The organism is Microbacterium sp. 1.5R, assembly GCF_001889265.1.
GTDB lineage: Bacteria > Actinomycetota > Actinomycetes > Actinomycetales > Microbacteriaceae > Microbacterium.
Genome location: NZ_CP018151.1, coordinates 1,870,884 through 1,887,009 on the forward strand (window position 1 = coordinate 1,870,884; position 16,126 = coordinate 1,887,009).

Sequence of the window (16,126 nt, forward strand, 5' to 3'; positions counted from 1 at the left end):
TTCCCGCTCTGAAAGAAAGGATCGGGGAATGAAGGTCCTCTCCATCCAGTCCGCCGTCGCGTACGGGCATGTCGGGAACTCCGCCGCGGTCTTCCCGTTGCAGCGCATCGGCGTCGAGGTTCTGCCGGTCTACACCGTGAACTTCTCCAATCACACCGGCTACGGCGCCTGGCGCGGTCCGCTCATCTCTCCGGACGACGTGCGCGAGGTCATCACGGGCATCGAGGAGCGCGGCGTGTTCGGCGAGATCGACGCGGTGCTGAGCGGTTACCAGGGCGGCGAGGGCATCGGCGATGTGATCATCGACGCCGTGGCGCGCGTCAAGGCCGCCAATCCCGCCGCCGTGTACGCCTGCGATCCGGTGATGGGCAACGCGAAGTCAGGATGCTTCGTCGCCCCGGCCATCCCGATCCTGCTGCGCGAGAAGGTCGTGCCGGCTGCCGACATCATCACCCCGAACCAGTTCGAGCTCGGGTTCCTGACCGGCACAGAGCCCGACACGCTCGAGTCCACCCTGGCCTCGGTCGACCTGGCCATGGCGATGGGACCGAGCACGGTGCTTGTCACCAGCGTCGAGCGACCGGACCGAGAGGACGAGACGATCGAGATGCTCGTGGCCGACGCCGCAGGAGCCTGGATCGTGCAGACGCCTCGGCTTCCGATGAAGGCGAACGGCTCGGGCGATGTCACCGCGGCGCTCTTCACGGCCCACTATGTCGGATCCGGTGACGCGAAGACGGCGCTCGAGCGCACCGCGTCCAGCGTGTTCGACCTGCTCGCCGCGACCCTCGAGTCGGGTGCGCGCGAGCTGCAGCTCGTCGAAGCGCAGGAGTTCTATGCGAACCCTCGGATGCAGTTCACGGCGCGCCAGGTGCGCTGACCCGCGATTCCGAGGCGTGGCCTACGCCGTCGTCGGCCAGGCGTTCGCCACGGCTTCGCGCACCTCGCCGAGCAGCTGGGGCAGGGCCTTGGTCTTGGCGATGATCGGGAAGAAGTTGGCGTCCGACGTCCACCGCGGCACGATGTGCTGGTGCAGGTGGCCGTCGACTCCGGCACCGGCGACGGCACCCTGATTCATCCCGATGTTGAAGCCGTCGCAGCGCGAGACCTCCCGGAGCACGCGCATGCCGATCTGGGTCAGTGCCCCGATCTCGGCGACCTCCTCGGGTGTTGCCTGGTCGTAGGTGCCGATGTGGCGGTACGGGCACACCAGCAGGTGTCCGGAGTTGTATGGGAAAAGGTTGAGCAGCACATAGGCCGTCTCCCCCCGGGCGACGATCAGCCGCTCGGCATCCGGGAACTTCGGAGCCTCGCAGAACGGGCACTCCTCGCGCAGTGGCTCAGGACCAGCCTGGATGTAGGCCATCCGGTGCGGCGTCCAGAGCCGCTGGAACTCGTCGGGGACGCCCGCGAACTCGCCGGCGTCCTCCCACGACTCCGAGGACGTCACGCCAGGTCCCCTGCTGTCTGCACGAGAGTGTGTGCATCGATCGCTGCGCGGATGCGCGCTACTGCATCGGTGATCGGCACGCCGTTCTCCTGCGTGCCGTCGCGGTAGCGGAATGAGACGGTGCCCGCGTCGCGATCCTTCTCGCCCGCGATCAGCAGCAGCGGGACCTTGCCGGTCGTGTGCGTGCGGATCTTCTTCTGCATCCGGTCGTCGGAGGCGTCGAGCTCGGCGCGCACGCCCTGCGTGCGCAGCGTCTGGACGATCTCGCCCAGGTAGTCGGCGAACTCGTCGGCGACGGGGATTCCCACGACCTGCACGGGCGACAGCCACACCGGGAAGTCGCCGGCGTAGTGCTCGAGGAGGATCGCGAAGAACCGCTCGATCGAGCCGAACAGCGCACGGTGGATCATGATCGGACGCTTCTTCTGGCCGTCCTTGTCCATGTACTCGAGCTCGAAGCGCTCGGGCAGGTTCGGGTCGACCTGCACGGTCGACAGCTGCCAGGTGCGGCCGATCGCATCACGCGTCTTGAGGTCGATCTTCGGTCCGTAGAACGCGGCCTCGCCGGGGACTTCGGTGAGCTTCAGGCCGGATGCCACGGCGACCCGGCGGAGAGCATCGGTCGACGATTCCCAGAACTCGTCCGAGCCGATCCACTTGGACTTCTCGTCATCCTTCATCGACAGCTCGAGCTCGAAGTCGGTGAGACCGAAGTCGCGCAGCATCGACAGGATGAACTCCAGGACCTTCGCGACCTCGCCCTCGAGCTGATCGGGGGTGACGAACAGGTGCGAGTCATCCTGAGTGAAGCCGCGCACTCGGGTGAGGCCGTGCAGCGCACCGGAGAGCTCGTTGCGATAGACGGTGCCGTTCTCGGCGAACCGCAGGGGCAGATCACGGTAGCTGCGCGCGCGCTCCTTGTAGATCAGGATGTGCATCGGGCAGTTCATGGGCTTCAGGTAGTAGTCCTGGCCCTGCTTCGTGATGTTGCCCTCGTCGTCGCGCTCCTCGTCCATGACGATCGGCGGGTACATACCCTCCTTGTACGTCACGAGGTGGTTCGAGGTGAGGAAGAGGTCTTCCTTCGAGATGTGCGGGGTGTACACGTAGGTGTAGCCGCCCTCGATGTGGCGCCTGCGAGCGTGCTGCTCCATCTCGCCGCGGACGATGCCGCCACGGGGGTGCCAGACCGACAGACCCGAACCGATCTCCTCGGGGAACGAGAAGAGGTCGAGCTCCTTGCCGAGACGGCGGTGGTCGCGCTTGGCGGCCTCCTCGAGCCGGTGCTGGTACTCACGCAGCTCGTCCTTCGACGGCCAGGCGGTGCCGTAGATCCGCTGCAGCTGCGGGTTCTTCTCGCTGCCCCGCCAGTATGCGGCGGCGATGCGGGTCAGATCCCAGCCGTTGCCGATCATGCGGGTGTTGGGCAGGTGCGGCCCGCGGCAGAGGTCCTTCCAGACGACCTCGCCGTCGCGGGTCGTGTTGTCGTAGATCGTCAGCTCGCCCTCGCCGACCTCGACGGAGGCGCCCTCGGCGGCTTCCTTGCCGCCCTTGAGACCGATGAGCTCGAGCTTGAACGGCTCGTCGGCCAGCTCTGCCCGCGCCTCGTCGTCCGTGACGACACGACGCACGAAGCGCTGCCCCTCACGGACGATGCGCTGCATCTCCTTCGTGATGGCCTTGATGTCCTCGGGCGTGAACGGGGTGTCGACGCCGAAGTCGTAGTAGAAGCCGTCGGTGATGGGCGGCCCGATGCCCAGGTTCGCCTGCGGGTTGATCCGCTGCACCGCCTGCGCGAGCACGTGCGCGGCCGAGTGACGCAGGATGTTCAGCCCGTCGGGACTGTCGATCGTGACCGGCTCGACCTCGTCGGCATCCGTCACTGTCGCGGCGAGGTCCTTGAGGGTCCCGTTGACGCGCATGGCGACGACTGAACGGTCAGAGAACAGGGCGAAGCCGTCTTTCGGCTGAGCATTTTCAGGCACTGCACACTCCATCTGGGTCTGGATCTAGGCTACTCGCATGCCCGGGGGCCGCTGACCGCTACGACGCCACCTCAGACTCGGTGTTCGCCGCCGTGGGAGCGAGGATGATGATCGCCGCGCCGACGAGCGCGATCGCCGAGCCGACCCAGTCCCAGACGGTCGGCTTGAAGCCGTCGACGATGATGCCCCACGCGAGCGATCCGGCGATGAACACCCCGCCGTACGAGGCGAGCACACGTCCGAAGTTCGCGTCAGGCTGGAGCGCCGCGATGAACCCGTACGCACCGAGAGCCATCACGCCGAGCACAGCGAAGACCCAGCCACGGTTCTCCTTCACGGCCTGCCAGATCAGCCACGCGCCGCCGATCTCGGCGACGGCGGCGAGCACGAAGAGGATGCTGATGCGCAGGACGGTCATGCACTCAGTGTGGCAAAGGCCGCCACTTGGGCGGGCAGACCTGCCGCGACGCGCCCGGGCGACACCCGTGAGCTCCGATTCCGCCGGGGTAGCGTGAGCGGATGATCAGACCACTGGCGCGCTGGATCCTCGCACTCGCCCTGGGTGCGATCGGCATCGTCCACTTCACGAGCACCCGCGGTTTCCGCGTCGTCGTTCCTGACTGGGCGACTCGGGCCACTCGTCTCGACAAGGAGGCGATCATCATCGCGTCGGGCGCCGCGGAGGTCGCCCTCGCCGCCGGGCTGCTCCTGCTGCCGAACGAGAGACGGCGTGTCGGAATCGCCACCGCCGCGTTCTTCGTCGCCGTGTTCCCGGGAAACGTGCACCAGTGGCGCACTCACCGGTCCACCCCGGGGCTCGACACCGAGGCGCGGCGTCTGGGACGACTCTTCCTCCAGCCTCTTCTCGTCGTCTGGGCGCTGTGGGCGACGACTGAGCCGGCTAGACCGCGGATGCGCGCGGTGCCTCGTATCCGCTGAGCAGCCGGCAGCGCAAGCCCGCCCACTCGTTCCGTCCACCCCGTCAGAATGGAGCCATGGCCTCTCCCTCGCTCGTCTGGCTCCGCGACGACCTTCGACTCGCCGACAATCCGGCGCTCAGGGCGGCGATCGATCGCGGTGAACCACTGGTCGTGCTGTTCGTCCTCGACGAGGAGTCCCCCGGCATCCGACCGCTCGGCGGAGCCGCACGCTGGTGGCTCCACCACTCCCTCGCGTCTTTGGCCGACGCGCTGCGGGAACTCGGCGCCACTCTGACGCTGCGTCGAGGTCCTGCCGAACGCGTCGTCCGTGAGACCGTCGCAGACTCCGGCGCGACTGCCGTCTTCTGGAACCGGCGATACGGGGGCGCCGAACGCGAGGTCGACACCGCGCTCAAGGCGGCGCTGCGTGCGGACGGCCACGAGGTCACGTCGTTCCAGGCGTCGCTGCTGCACGAACCGTGGACGGTGAAGACCGGCGGCGGCACCCACTTCTCGGTGTTCACGCCGTTCTGGCGGGCATGCCTCTCCCTCCCCGCGCCGCGAGCGCCCCTCCCTGCGCCCCGGAGTCTCGCTGGCGTGCCCCGACCCCCGGCGTCCGACGATCTCGTCGACTGGAATCTGCTGCCGACCCGCCCCGACTGGGCGGGCGGACTCCGCGACGCCTGGGAGCCCGGTGAGCCGGCGGCCAGAGCTCGGCTGCGTACGTTCCTGCATGACGACATCGGCTCGTACGATCGCGCGCGGGACGAGCCGTCGGCGGGCGCGACGTCACTGCTGTCACCGCGTCTGCGCTGGGGCGAGCTGAGCCCGTTCACCGTGTGGCACTCGGCGGTGGAGGTCGATGGCGCGGCCGGGTTCCTCTCGGAGTTGGGCTGGCGCGAATTCGCCTGGCACACGACGTTCCACGCACCGGACATCGCCACGAAGAACCTCCGCCGTCAGTACGACGCCTTCCCCTGGCCGCGGCTCAAGCCGTCGGAACTCGAGGCGTGGCAGCGCGGCGATACCGGGATCCCGCTCGTCGATGCGGGGATGCGCGAACTGTGGCACACGGGTTTCATGCACAACCGGGTGCGCATGGTGACGGCCTCGTTCCTCGTGAAGAACCTGCTCATCGACTGGCGGCGCGGCGAGGAGTGGTTCTGGGACACCCTCGTCGACGCCGACGGCGCGAGCAACCCGTTCAACTGGCAGTGGGTGGCAGGATCCGGCGCCGACGCCGCCCCGTACTTCCGCGTCTTCAATCCCGAGCTGCAGGCGAAGAAGTTCGACCCGCACGGCCTGTACATCTCGGAGTGGGCGTCGGATGCCCCGACAGAGCCGATCGTCGATCTCGCAGCCACCCGCAAAGCGGCGCTCGCAGCGTACGAGGTCGTCAAGCGGTCGTCAGCCACGACCTAGAAACCTGCGACGACCCTGGCCTCTTGATGCTGATTCCGCGGGAAGAGCGCTGATCACGGGGCGCCGAGGAGCGCGGCTGCGCTATATGCCAGTACCTCGGTTTTCCGCTCAAATATGAGCCTATTCTGAGCGGCGGTGGAGGGTGTGCACGGGCGCATCCGGCCATCGACAATCGACAGGCCAGGCTCACCGCCCCACGCGCACTCGTGCGCTGTCTCGCGGCGGGATCGAACGGAGAGAACACATCATGACATCACAACGCTCGGCGCGGTCGCGCCGAATCATCGGCGCGACAGTCGCGGCTGCGCTGCTCGCAGCCTTCGGAGTCGCCACCGGCACCACGGCAGCATCTGCCGCCAACACCGACTGCTTCGCCACGGATCTTCACGTCACTCAGTGGTCGCACGCGAATATGAACACCCTGCTGACCACGACCGCGCAGGAAGCCGCGGCCGCAGCCGCAGCCGGTTACACGGAGACGGGTTACGTGTTCGGTGCCTCGTCGACTCAGCTGGCTGGCCTCGTTCCTGCGATCCATCTCTACAAGCCGTCGACCGGCGAACACACCTATGTGAACTGGCAGAACGAGGCGACCAGCGCTGTCGCGAACTACGGATACCAGAATCTGGGGGTCGCTTTCTACGTGAGCCCTGTGAAGCTTTCGACGTGCACCGATGCTGCGGAGATCGCGATCTACGGCAAAGGCGGCATCCACCAGATGGCGGCGACGCCTGAGCAACGTGCCGCCGCCGTCGCTGCAGGCTGGACATACGGGTACAGCTTCCATGCGCCCGGCCTCGCGCGCGTCCTGAACCCGACAGACGCCGACGGAGTCTTCTCCATCGCGATCATGCCCGACACTCAGAACGAGGTACTCAACGCGAATGACACGAGATTCGCGGAGCGGTCCAACTGGCTCGTCTCCAACCGGGACGAACTGGATCTTCGCTATGTCGGCCACAGCGGCGACGTGGTGAACTGGGTCGAACCCGGCTACGCCCAGTACCAGAGAGCCGAAGACGCGCTCGACCCGCTGGAACAGGCCGGCCTCATGTACGGCCTCGCTATTGGCAACCACGACACGATGGCCACTGGGGTCGGCGGTAGCGTCCGCAACGCCGCGACCGTCGTCGCGGACCAGCGGAACACCACCGTATTCAACCAGTTCTTCACAGCGGCGCAGATGACTGGTGTGCAGGGGCAGTACGAGGCAGGCAAGGTCGACAACCAGTTCCAGACATTCGAAGCCGCCGGCAAGAAGTGGATGGTCGTGACGCTCGAACTGTGGCCGCGTCTCGGTGCCGTCGCCTGGGCCAAGCAGGTCATCACCGACCACGCCGACCACAACGTGATCGTGCAGACGCACAACTACCTCAACGGCTCTCTTCAGATCGACGGCGCCGGGCAATCGAAAGAGGTTTGGCAGTACGGGAACGTGTCGCCGCAGTACCTCTACGACAACGTGTTCTCGAAACACTCGAACATCAAGGTCGTCGCATCGGGACACACGGGCTACGCCGGAACCACATCGGTGACGACCCCGTCCGGGAACAAGATCGTCACCTTCCTCGAGACGTATCACTCAGCCGACAAGAACCCGGTCCGTCTGGTCGAGTTCGACGTCAACGCCGGCACCGTCTCGACCAATGTGTACTCGCCCCGCGGCAACGTCGATATGGGCGACACCAAGACGGTGAGCGGCATCTCCTTCGTCGGTTGAGCCGCACGAACGCCCTCCACTCGTCGCGGGTCAGACCCGAGTCGCGCTCCGCCCGCAGAGGAGCGCGATTCGGGTGTCGAGTCCGACGGCGCGCTGCCCGGTGAGCACACAACAAAACCTCCGGAGAATCGGGGGTTTTGTCTGTGCGCGATACTGGTCGCTCGCATGAGCGAGACGCCAAAGGGCGAGCGCGCGGACAAGATGGCGGACGGCGCGACGGTCGACGCCCCGACGTGCGGCGACTGCCGGGCCATCGGCAACCTCACTGGCCGGATCATCGCCGCCCACCCCGAGCTGCGGCGCACCCTCGGATCGGTCGCGCACTGGCATCTCAGCACCGCGCTCTACGCCCTCGACGCACTCGACCGCCCCTCCCCGAGCCGGACATCACCCCGGCCCGGCTCGGCGCTCTCGTGCATTGACTCGCCGATCCTGGAGTCGCGATCATGTACTCTCGCCGGTTCTCCCCGGTGTGGGCATTGGGCGCCACGTCGAAACACTCCGCCCGTAGACGCAGAAGCGCGGTTGATCCCGCCAGGATCGCCGACTGCCGACGCGGTGCCGCCGACGCGATCGCCGACGCTCGCCCTCCGCGCCCCCTCCCGCACCCGACCGGCGCCCGGTGCGATTGGTGCGGCACGGCGACGGCGATGGGGCGCCGCACATCCGAAGCGTGGTTCGGCAAGCTCTGCGCGACCTGCGCGGCAGTCAAGGCCAGAGGCGACCTGTCGCATCAGGCCGTGGCCGGTCACGAAGATGTTGCGGTCGAACTCGCGCAACCGGCTCACTCGGTAAGTTGCGGCCATGCGCTCACCGTCTCACAGTTCGCGCCAACGACAGCAATACGCCGCGCGGGTTGCACGTAGGTCCCACGCGAAGAGACGAGCGGCCTTCCGGACATGCAAAAACCCCGGCGGAACCGGGGGTTTTGTCTGTGCGCGATACTGGGATCGAACCAGTGACCTCTTCCGTGTCAGGGAAGCGCGCTACCGCTGCGCCAATCGCGCCCGTTGGGGCTATTCAGTTACTGAGAGGTGGCGACGGGATTCGAACCCGTGTAAACGGCTTTGCAGGCCGGTGCCTAGCCGCTCGGCCACGCCACCGTGTGGATTGACCCCACGTGCCGAAGGCCTTCCGAAGAAGGTCCCTGCACTTGAGCGGATGACGAGACTCGAACTCGCGACCCCAACCTTGGCAAGGTTGTGCGCTACCAACTGCGCTACATCCGCGTTGTTCCCGGTTGTTGTCCCGGGCACTTATGAAACATTAGCCGATGATCGGCGACTGTCCAAACCGAAACCGAATCTCGCGCGTGTCTCGCAGGGTGGTCAACTTGGCCTCCGACGGTCGGGTAGTATCGGTTGACGTACCCCGCAGGTATGGGCGATTGGCGCAGTTGGTAGCGCGCTTCCTTCACACGGAAGAGGTCATCGGTTCGAGTCCGGTATCGCCCACCACAGAACCCCGCGCATCTGAGATGCCGCGGGGTTTTCTCATGGCGCGAGGGCGCGGGAGCCAGCGCCGATCTTTCGATTGCTAGCGTTGCGGCATGCCCACCTTGCTCGACGACTTCCTCTCCGGAGATCGCGGACGCGTGATGCACGCGGTGTGGGAGACGATCCGCTCGCGGGATGCCGCGACTCTCGACCCCCTCGTCGCCGCGCTTCCGCAGCTCCGGCGCGAGGCGACGAGGCTCGATCTGGGCGGGATGATCTATTCGAACAACGCCCATCTGGCGCACGCGCTCACCAAACTCGAACAGTATCGCGATAGGGAGTGCTGGTGCGCCGCTTACCCCGGGCTGCTCACGAATGACCCCGAGAAGGAACAGGCGCTCGGCCACGTCAGCATCCTCTCGACGAGCGATCCTGGCTGGTCGATGACCTATGTCACCGAATGCGCCGTGTGCGGGAGGCTGTTCGATGTCGAGCAGGGGGACCATCACTTCATGTGGTGGAGATGGGTGCCGCGCGGGGTGAAGAGAAGCCGCGGAGAGGTCTGACGTCGGTGGCCGGCGGTAGCGTTCCGACCATGCCGCGCACTCCGCTCCCGAGCCCTTGTCCGCTCTGCGGCCATGGAGACGCGGTGCGCGTGACCACCGCGCTGCTGTGCGACTGGTGCGGGTGGCGTTACGGCGACTCCCCCGACCCCGACCTCCCCCGCCCGGTGGTCGAGGTGGTCTATTACATCCGCTACGACCGTCGGGTGAAGATCGGCACCAGTCGCCGGCCGCGTCACCGACTCGCGAGCATCCGCCACGACGAGCTCCTCGCGTTCGAGCCGGGTGGCCGTGCGGTGGAGCAATCGAGACACCGCGAGTTCGCCGACATCCGGGAGGGCGGCGAATGGTTCACCCTCACCCCGTATCTCGCGGCCCACATCGACGGACTGCGCACGCTGGACGACCCCTGGCAGCTCTACGCGCGCTGGGTGGCGGCGGCATTGCAGAACTGAAGCCCCGCACAGGGCCGACGTTCCGTGCGGGGCTTCAGAGTTCGTACGCCATCAGACGCGAGCGGTGGCCTTGACCTTCGCGGGCTGCGGCTGCGAGAACAGCACGACCACGATCACGGCGACGCCGACGACCACGTGCGGCACCCAGACGTTCGGCGCCTCCGTCGAGAAGCCGAAGATCCACGGCGACAGCGCCAGGAACAGGCTCGCGACGATGTCGAACACGAGGTGGACGGGCATCGGGATGACGCCGAACGGCCCCCATTCGTACTTCGTGAAGAGGCTGTAGACGATGAGCCCGATTCCGAGCACGATCGGGATGATCACGGCGGGGCCGCCCATGCTCGCGAAGCCGAAGAGCCACGGAGCGGCGATCAGCGCCACTCCGACGATGTAGTCGAGAATTCCATGGACCTTGGTGGGGATGAAACGCATGATTCCTCCTGTGGTGTCGTCGCATCCTGCGACTCACAGACTGTTCGCAGCCGTTCGTCGAACGGATTGCGACCGGGTCACACGTGTCGGGGCTTCAGGCGGTCGCCCAGCCGTATCGTCGAGCCAGAGCCGAAGCGACCTCCCCGTAGCGCGATCGGTCGAGCACCGCGGCCTCACGGCGCAGTCCGCTCTCGTGCACGCTGTACAGCAGCTCGATGTCGACCCAGGACTCCCGTCCCTGCGCGTCCCAGCCGCCGGAGCCGATCGACAGGTAGTCGCGGTCGCCGTCGTGCGCCTTGCTCGTCATCCGCACCGCATAGACACGTTCTGCGGATTCGCGCCCGATCACGAGCACCGGCCGATCCTTGCCTCGACCGTCGTTCTCCTCATAGGGCACCCAGGTCCAGATGATCTCACCCGCGTCAGGGGCGCCGTCCCGGTCGGGCGCGTAGCCGATGCGGAGGTCATCGATCCGGTCGGGGTCGACCCGCCGTGTCTCGGTCCCGCGCGACGCCGCTCTCGACGCCCCTGAGGCGGAGCGGACCTCCTCGGAGGTGCGCAGACGCGAGACCGGGCGTCTCGGACGAGTTTTCGTCCGAGACGCCCGGTCAGATCCCAGTGCTGTGAAGAGGATCTCCGCGAGTCGTGCCAGGATGCCGTTGGTGTTGCTCACACGGTCACCCTAACGGCAGTTCAGGCGTCGGCCAGCGCGTAGCCCTCCTCGCCGTGGACGACCTGGTCGACACCGGCGATCTCGTCTTCGCTCGTGATGCGGAAGCCGATCGTCTTCTCGATCGCGAAGCCGATGATGAAGGCGACGACGAAGGAGTAGATCAGCACACCGAGCGCTGCGATCGCCTGGACGGCGAGCTGACGTGCGTCGCCTCCGACGAACAGACCGGTCTCGGTGGCGAAGAAGCCGAGGTACAGCGTTCCGATGAGGCCACCCACCAGGTGGATGCCGACCACGTCGAGCGAGTCGTCGAAGCCGAGACGGAACTTCATCTCGACCGCCAGCGCGCAGACGATACCGGCGACGGCACCGAGCAGCAGCGACCATCCGGGCGTCAGGTTCGCGCAGGCCGGGGTGATGGCGACGAGACCGGCGACCGCGCCGGACGCTGCACCGACCGAGGTTGCCTTGCCGTCCTTGATGCGCTCGATGAGGATCCAGCCGAGGATCGCCGCCGCCGTGGCGCCGAGGGTGTTCAGGCCGATGAGTCCGACGCCGCCCATGTCCTCTGCGAGCCACTCCGCGCCGGCGTTGAAGCCGAACCAGCCGAACCACAGCAGCGCTGCGCCGAGGAGCGTCAGCGGCACGTTGTGCGGCTTGAGGATGCCCTTCTGGAAGCCGATGCGCTTGCCGAGGACGATCGCGAGGGCGAGAGCCGCGGCGCCGGCGTTGATGTGCACCGCGGTACCACCGGCGTAGTCGATGACGCCGATGCCGCTGTCCTCACCGAACAGCGTGGTGCCGAGGTTCATGATCCAGCCGCCGCCCCAGACCCATGCGGCTACGGGGAAGTATCCGACGGTGGCGAAGACACCGGCGAAGATGAGCCAGCTGCCGAACTTCGCGCGGTCGGCGATGGCGCCCGAGATGAGCGCGACGGTGATGATCGCGAAGGTCGCGCCGTAGGCGACTCCGAGAAGTGCGACGTTCGAGCCCTCACCGGCCGCGAGGCTCGAGAGACCGAAGTCGGCGAAGGGGTTGCCGGCGAATGCCGTCGGGCTGTCGACCGCGCTCATCGAGAATCCGAAGAGGATCCAGAGGACGGCGACGAGACCGATCGAGCCGAAGCTCATCATCATCATGCTGACGACGCTCTTGGCCTTGACGAGACCGCCGTAGAAGAAGGCGACGCCGGGCGTCATGAGCAGTACGAGGGCGGTCGCGGTGATCGCCCAGGAGATGTTGCCTGGAGCATCCATAGTCAAACCTCACATTCGGGAAACTGAGAGCTTCAGTGTGACGAGGCCCGATTTCCGGAATGCGTGAGGTTTGTTGCGGTGGCGTTACAGAGACGCCGCGTGTGTGAACACTGCGTTACGCGACACTGCGATCCGCGTGTGTAAGTGCATTGAGTCTGGAGACAGCGCGCAGATATTTCTTGCGATATCCCCCGTTCAGCATCTCTTCTGCGAAGACCTGGTCGAGGCTCACACCGGTGGCGACGATCGGGATCTGCGCGTCGTACACGCGGTCGACGAACGCGACGAAGCGCAGAGCCTCGGACTGATCGGTCAGGACCCGCACATCCCGCAGGCCCACGAGATCCAGCTCGGCGATGATCCGCAGATACCGCGAGGGGTGCACCCGGGCCAGGTGACGGATGACGTCGGCGAAGGAATCGTCGGACGCGTTTCCGTGCCCCGCCCCCTCGTCGATCGCGCGGGCATAGGAATCGTCGTCGCTCACGACGGCGTGCCCGTCGAGCGCCCGCTGGCGGAAGTCGACACCGTCGATGCGGATCGTCTGGAAGCTGTCGGACATCGCGTGGATCTCTCGGAGGAAGTCCTGTGCGGCGAAGCGGCCCTCACCCAGTGCGTTCGGCGGAGTGTTCGAGGTCGCCGCGAGCTTGGTGCCGGTGGGAACCAGCTCGCCGATGAGCCGAGTCATGACCATGGTGTCGCCCGGGTCATCGAGTTCGAACTCGTCGATGCACAGCAGGTCTGCACCCTTGAGCAGGTCGACGGTGTTCTTGTAGCCGAGCGCACCGACCAGAGCCGTGTACTCGATGAACGAGCCGAAGTACTTCCTGCGCGCGGGCATCGCGTGATAGATCGACGCCAGCAGGTGGGTCTTGCCGACGCCGAATCCGCCGTCGAGATAGACGCCCGGCTTCGTCTCCGGCTCCTTCTTGGCTCGGCTGAAGAATCCGCCCCGCTTGAGCGGAGCACCGCGTCCGGCGAACCGGATGAGCGTCTCCTTGGCGTCCTCCTGCGAGGGGTAGGCCGCATCGGCACGATAGCTCTCGAACGTCGCACCGTCGAACTGCGGCGGCGGCACGAGGCTGGCCAGCATCTCGGGACCGGTGACGGTCGGCTGTCGATCTGTCAGGTGCACGATGCCCGTGCGGCTGGGCGTGTCGGTCATCACGGTCCTGTGTCGGGGGCGCACCTGTGTCGAAGTCTTACGAATCGGGTGCAGGGCGCACGGCGTGGATCTATCGTCGAAGTATCGGCTCCACATTACGCCGTCGTCCCCTGCATCATCGCCGCTCACCGTCTGAGGAGATCCCTGTGGCCATCGAGTTCGACACCACTTCGTCAAAGTTCGCCGAGTACGCCGAGCCCGGCCGTCTCGTGAGCACCGAGTGGCTGGCCGAGCGCCTCGGCACACCGGGCCTGGTCGTCGTCGAATCCGATGAGGACGTGCTGCTGTACGAGACGGGCCACATCCCCGGCGCCGTGAAGGTCGACTGGCACACCGAGCTCAATGATCCCGTCGTGCGCGACTATGTCGACGGCGAGGGCTTCGCGAAGCTGCTCAGCACCAAGGGCATCTCCCGCGACGACACCGTCGTGATCTACGGCGACAAGAACAACTGGTGGGCCGCCTACGCGCTCTGGGTCTTCTCGCTCTTCGGCCACGAGGACGTTCGGCTGCTCGACGGCGGACGCGATCGCTGGATCTCCGAGGGCCGCGAGATCACCCGGGACGCCCCGCAGATCACGCCGACGGAGTATCCCGTGGTCGAACGCGACGACTCGGAGATCCGCGCATACAAGGAGGATGTCCTCGCTCACATCGGCAGCCCGCTGATCGATGTGCGCTCTCCCGAGGAATACAGCGGTGAGCGCACCACCGCACCGGCCTACCCCGAAGAGGGAGCCCTGCGCGCGGGGCACATCCCCACCGCCCAGAGCGTGCCGTGGGCGAAGGCCGTGGCTGAGGACGGCGGCTTCCGGTCGCGGGCCGAACTCGACGCGATCTATCGTGACGGGGCCGGACTCGCCGATGGCGACGAGGTCGTCGCGTACTGCCGCATCGGAGAGCGCTCGAGCCACACGTGGTTCGTCCTCACGCACCTGCTCGGATTCGAGAACGTCCGCAACTACGACGGCTCGTGGACCGAGTGGGGCAGCGCGGTGCGGGTCCCGATCGTGACCGGCGCGGAGCCCGGATCCCTCTGATCGTGGGAGAATGACAGGGATGAGCACCACGCACGTTCCTGACACCCTCGCTGAGATCCGCGACGGATTCCTCGAGACCCCCGAGGCGGATCGACTGCTGCTCCTGCTGGAGTACTCGGACGAGCTGCCGGAGGTCTCCGAAGAGGTCGCGAATCACCCCGAGATGTGCGAGCGCGTCGCGGAATGCCAGTCACCGGTGTACATCTACGTCGAAGTCGCCGACGGGATCGTGACCATGCACGCCACCGCCCCGCCCGAGGCGCCGACCACGCGCGGATTCGCGAGCATCCTCGTGCAGGGCATCTCCGGCCTCACCCCTGACGAGGTTCTCGCGATCCCCGACGACTATCCGCAGTCGATCGGTCTCACCCGCGCGGTGTCGCCGCTGCGCATCGGCGGCATGACCGGCATGCTGATGCGCGCCAAGAAGCAGGTCATGCAGAAGCGCTGAACCCCTGCGCTGCGAGCCATCCGGTGATGGCATCGCTCCACCCTGCCTGGTCGTAGTTCCAGATCTTGGTGTGCCGGGCGACCGTGAAGCGGGGCATCGTGACCAGGTCGGGTCTGGCCTGCTCGAGTGCGTGCGATGCATCGGCGGGCACGAATCCGTCGTCGTCGCTGTGCAGGATGAGGATGGGCACCGACAGCTCGTCGGCGCGCGACACCATGTCCAGGCTGTCGAACGGGATCGCGTTCTCCGCGCCGCTGAGCCGCGCGGTGAACGGGACGGACAGTGCGCCCATCGCGAGGTCCGGCAGCGGTGCGTGCATGCCGGACTCGCGCGCTTGGAATCGCAGCACGCTGCGCCAGTCGATCACCGGCGACTCGAGGATGAGACCGACGATGCGGTCGCGGTTGCCCGAGTTCAGGGCGGTCTGCATCGCGACCGCTCCGCCCATCGACCATCCCATCAGGATCACTCGATCGGCGCCGTGTCGGAGCGCATACGACACCGCCGCATCGACGTCGCGCCACTCCGAAGCCCCCAGAGCGTACGCACCGCTTCGGCTGCGCGGCGCCTCACCGTCGTTGCGGTACGAGACGACGAGGTTCGGGAAGCCCGCGGCATGCAGCACGGGGACGGCACGAAGGCACTCGGCTCGGGTGACCCCTCGTCCGTGGACCTGGATCACCCACGTCGAGGAGTCGGCCGGGAACAGCCAGGCGGGGCATGGCCCGGCCGGGGAACCGATGAGCACGTTCTGCGAGGGCAGGTGGAGCTCGCCGGGAGTGGAGTAGTACCAACCGCTGAACGCCGCGCTCCTGTCGACGCGGGCGCCCGGTTCGATCTGCGTCAGCAGCTTGCGCCTCACGGTGGTGGCATCAGCGCTCAGCACCGCGCCGAGCTTGACGTAGCCATACGTTCCCGAGGTGAAGAGTCCGTATCGACCCGGGAGCTCGGTGTCCCGCGTCCGGGTGAGCTCGATCGTCTGCGCCCCGGTGTCGACGGCGAGGATCTCGACGTTCGCCGGTCGCTTCGCCGGCATGACGACCCGACGGGCGACGCTGAAGACGAGCAGAGCCAGCGCCGTCCCCAGAGCGAGCAGAGCAGGGACAAGGAGTGCAACGGCGTGCCTGAGACTCTTCATCGCTTCCTGACTCT

At 66.8% G+C, this 16,126-nt stretch carries 16 protein-coding genes and 4 tRNA genes; 9 read left to right on the forward strand and 11 right to left on the reverse strand.

The features are described 5' to 3' along the window. The first annotated feature begins 28 nt into the window (after nt 1-28). Complete coding sequence (pdxY, locus tag BMW26_RS08835) at nt 29-880, forward strand: pyridoxal kinase PdxY (protein ID WP_072591307.1); 852 nt, start codon at nt 29-31, stop codon at nt 878-880. Between the two features lie 21 nt (nt 881-901). Here pdxY and BMW26_RS08840 read toward each other — a convergent pair whose 3' ends face one another. The 3 genes from BMW26_RS08840 to BMW26_RS08850 form a co-directional block, all read right to left on the reverse strand. Further along, entirely contained in the window at nt 902-1,450 is a 549-nt protein-coding gene (locus tag BMW26_RS08840) for an HIT family protein (protein WP_053096196.1), read from the reverse strand. Beyond that, the gene (gene thrS, locus BMW26_RS08845; protein ID WP_232224560.1) at nt 1,447-3,372 is read right to left on the reverse strand and encodes a threonine--tRNA ligase; all 1,926 of its coding nucleotides are present in this window, start codon (nt 3,370-3,372) and stop codon (nt 1,447-1,449) included. The genes BMW26_RS08840 and thrS overlap by 4 nt, the downstream gene beginning before the upstream one ends. 121 nt (nt 3,373-3,493) lie before the next feature. Continuing rightward, nucleotides 3,494-3,853 (reverse strand): YnfA family protein, encoded by a 360-nt coding sequence (locus BMW26_RS08850; protein ID WP_053096200.1) that lies wholly within the window; start codon nt 3,851-3,853, stop codon nt 3,494-3,496. A gap of 101 nt (nt 3,854-3,954) precedes the next feature. Here BMW26_RS08850 and BMW26_RS08855 point away from each other — a divergent pair, with 101 nt between their 5' ends. The 3 genes from BMW26_RS08855 to BMW26_RS08865 all read left to right on the forward strand — a co-directional run bounded on the left by BMW26_RS08855 (nt 3,955) and on the right by BMW26_RS08865 (nt 7,497). Further along, nucleotides 3,955-4,374, forward strand: coding sequence for a DoxX family protein (locus BMW26_RS08855; RefSeq protein WP_053096202.1), 420 nt, complete (start codon nt 3,955-3,957; stop codon nt 4,372-4,374). Between the two features lie 56 nt (nt 4,375-4,430). Further along, nucleotides 4,431-5,777, forward strand: coding sequence for a cryptochrome/photolyase family protein (locus BMW26_RS08860; RefSeq protein WP_072591308.1), 1,347 nt, complete (start codon nt 4,431-4,433; stop codon nt 5,775-5,777). Nucleotides 5,778-6,024: 247 nt separating this feature from the next. Then, nucleotides 6,025-7,497 carry a hypothetical protein gene (locus tag BMW26_RS08865; RefSeq protein ID WP_083569335.1) on the forward strand — a complete coding sequence of 491 codons (1,473 nt, stop codon included), beginning with the start codon at nt 6,025-6,027 and terminating at the stop codon, nt 7,495-7,497. Nucleotides 7,498-8,432: 935 nt separating this feature from the next. Here the strand turns inward: BMW26_RS08865 and BMW26_RS08870 are convergent. The 3 genes from BMW26_RS08870 to BMW26_RS08880 form a co-directional block, all read right to left on the reverse strand. Beyond that, nucleotides 8,433-8,504 (reverse strand) — tRNA-Val (locus BMW26_RS08870). Between the two features lie 25 nt (nt 8,505-8,529). Continuing rightward, nucleotides 8,530-8,600, reverse strand: a tRNA-Cys gene (locus BMW26_RS08875). Between the two features lie 53 nt (nt 8,601-8,653). After that, nucleotides 8,654-8,726: transfer RNA gene (locus tag BMW26_RS08880), tRNA-Gly, on the reverse strand. A 152-nt stretch (nt 8,727-8,878) separates the two neighbouring features. Here BMW26_RS08880 and BMW26_RS08885 point away from each other — a divergent pair. The 3 genes from BMW26_RS08885 (at nt 8,879) to BMW26_RS08895 (ending at nt 9,951) form a co-directional block, all read left to right on the forward strand. After that, nucleotides 8,879-8,954 (forward strand) — tRNA-Val (locus BMW26_RS08885). 92 nt (nt 8,955-9,046) lie between these two features. Continuing rightward, complete coding sequence (locus BMW26_RS08890; RefSeq protein ID WP_056278792.1) at nt 9,047-9,499, forward strand: hypothetical protein; 453 nt, start codon at nt 9,047-9,049, stop codon at nt 9,497-9,499. A gap of 89 nt (nt 9,500-9,588) precedes the next feature. Next, complete coding sequence (locus BMW26_RS08895; protein WP_232224440.1) at nt 9,589-9,951, forward strand: GIY-YIG nuclease family protein; 363 nt, start codon at nt 9,589-9,591, stop codon at nt 9,949-9,951. 51 nt (nt 9,952-10,002) lie between these two features. On the opposite strand, the gene BMW26_RS08900 is transcribed toward BMW26_RS08895, so the two are convergent. The 4 genes from BMW26_RS08900 to zapE all read right to left on the reverse strand — a co-directional run bounded on the left by BMW26_RS08900 (nt 10,003) and on the right by zapE (nt 13,483). Then, the gene (locus BMW26_RS08900; protein WP_053096209.1) at nt 10,003-10,386 is read right to left on the reverse strand and encodes an SPW repeat domain-containing protein; all 384 of its coding nucleotides are present in this window, start codon (nt 10,384-10,386) and stop codon (nt 10,003-10,005) included. 94 nt (nt 10,387-10,480) lie between these two features. Further along, nucleotides 10,481-11,059 carry a type II toxin-antitoxin system PemK/MazF family toxin gene (locus BMW26_RS08905; RefSeq protein ID WP_083569336.1) on the reverse strand — a complete coding sequence of 193 codons (579 nt, stop codon included), beginning with the start codon at nt 11,057-11,059 and terminating at the stop codon, nt 10,481-10,483. A gap of 20 nt (nt 11,060-11,079) precedes the next feature. Next, nucleotides 11,080-12,318 carry an ammonium transporter gene (locus tag BMW26_RS08910; RefSeq protein ID WP_053096211.1) on the reverse strand — a complete coding sequence of 413 codons (1,239 nt, stop codon included), beginning with the start codon at nt 12,316-12,318 and terminating at the stop codon, nt 11,080-11,082. A gap of 115 nt (nt 12,319-12,433) precedes the next feature. Then, nucleotides 12,434-13,483, reverse strand: a complete 1,050-nt coding sequence (zapE, locus tag BMW26_RS08915) for a cell division protein ZapE (protein ID WP_056278794.1) — start codon at nt 13,481-13,483, stop codon at nt 12,434-12,436. A gap of 146 nt (nt 13,484-13,629) precedes the next feature. On the opposite strand from zapE, the gene BMW26_RS08920 reads away from it, so the two are divergent. Together BMW26_RS08920 and BMW26_RS08925 are read left to right on the forward strand one after the other, a co-directional pair. Next, nucleotides 13,630-14,523: a sulfurtransferase gene (locus tag BMW26_RS08920; protein WP_072591310.1), complete on the forward strand. Its 894-nt coding sequence runs from the start codon at nt 13,630-13,632 to the stop codon at nt 14,521-14,523. A 19-nt stretch (nt 14,524-14,542) separates the two neighbouring features. After that, on the forward strand, nt 14,543-14,974 hold the full coding sequence (locus BMW26_RS08925; RefSeq protein WP_072591311.1) for a SufE family protein: 432 nt from the start codon (nt 14,543-14,545) through the stop codon (nt 14,972-14,974). Here BMW26_RS08925 and BMW26_RS08930 read toward each other — a convergent pair. Continuing rightward, nucleotides 14,958-16,112, reverse strand: coding sequence for an alpha/beta hydrolase family protein (locus BMW26_RS08930; RefSeq protein WP_056278797.1), 1,155 nt, complete (start codon nt 16,110-16,112; stop codon nt 14,958-14,960). The two genes, BMW26_RS08925 and BMW26_RS08930, sit on opposite strands and share 17 nt — an antisense overlap. Nucleotides 16,113-16,126 lie beyond the last annotated feature (14 nt).

Excerpts from the sequence above, each read along its gene's own strand:
- BMW26_RS08900 (WP_053096209.1), bottom strand. The coding sequence starts at position 10,386 with ATGCGTTTCATCCCCACCAAGGTCCATGGAATTCTCGACTACATCGTC.
- BMW26_RS08890 (WP_056278792.1), top strand. The coding sequence starts at position 9,047 with ATGCCCACCTTGCTCGACGACTTCCTCTCCGGAGATCGCGGACGCGTG.
- BMW26_RS08855 (WP_053096202.1), top strand. The coding sequence starts at position 3,955 with ATGATCAGACCACTGGCGCGCTGGATCCTCGCACTCGCCCTGGGTGCG.
- zapE (WP_056278794.1), bottom strand. The coding sequence starts at position 13,483 with ATGACCGACACGCCCAGCCGCACGGGCATCGTGCACCTGACAGATCGA.
- BMW26_RS08865 (WP_083569335.1), top strand. The coding sequence starts at position 6,025 with ATGACATCACAACGCTCGGCGCGGTCGCGCCGAATCATCGGCGCGACA.
- pdxY (WP_072591307.1), top strand. The coding sequence starts at position 29 with ATGAAGGTCCTCTCCATCCAGTCCGCCGTCGCGTACGGGCATGTCGGG.
- BMW26_RS08850 (WP_053096200.1), bottom strand. The coding sequence starts at position 3,853 with ATGACCGTCCTGCGCATCAGCATCCTCTTCGTGCTCGCCGCCGTCGCC.
- BMW26_RS08925 (WP_072591311.1), top strand. The coding sequence starts at position 14,543 with ATGAGCACCACGCACGTTCCTGACACCCTCGCTGAGATCCGCGACGGA.
- BMW26_RS08860 (WP_072591308.1), top strand. The coding sequence starts at position 4,431 with ATGGCCTCTCCCTCGCTCGTCTGGCTCCGCGACGACCTTCGACTCGCC.
- BMW26_RS08930 (WP_056278797.1), bottom strand. The coding sequence starts at position 16,112 with ATGAAGAGTCTCAGGCACGCCGTTGCACTCCTTGTCCCTGCTCTGCTC.
- thrS (WP_232224560.1), bottom strand. The coding sequence starts at position 3,372 with ATGCGCGTCAACGGGACCCTCAAGGACCTCGCCGCGACAGTGACGGAT.
- BMW26_RS08910 (WP_053096211.1), bottom strand. The coding sequence starts at position 12,318 with ATGGATGCTCCAGGCAACATCTCCTGGGCGATCACCGCGACCGCCCTC.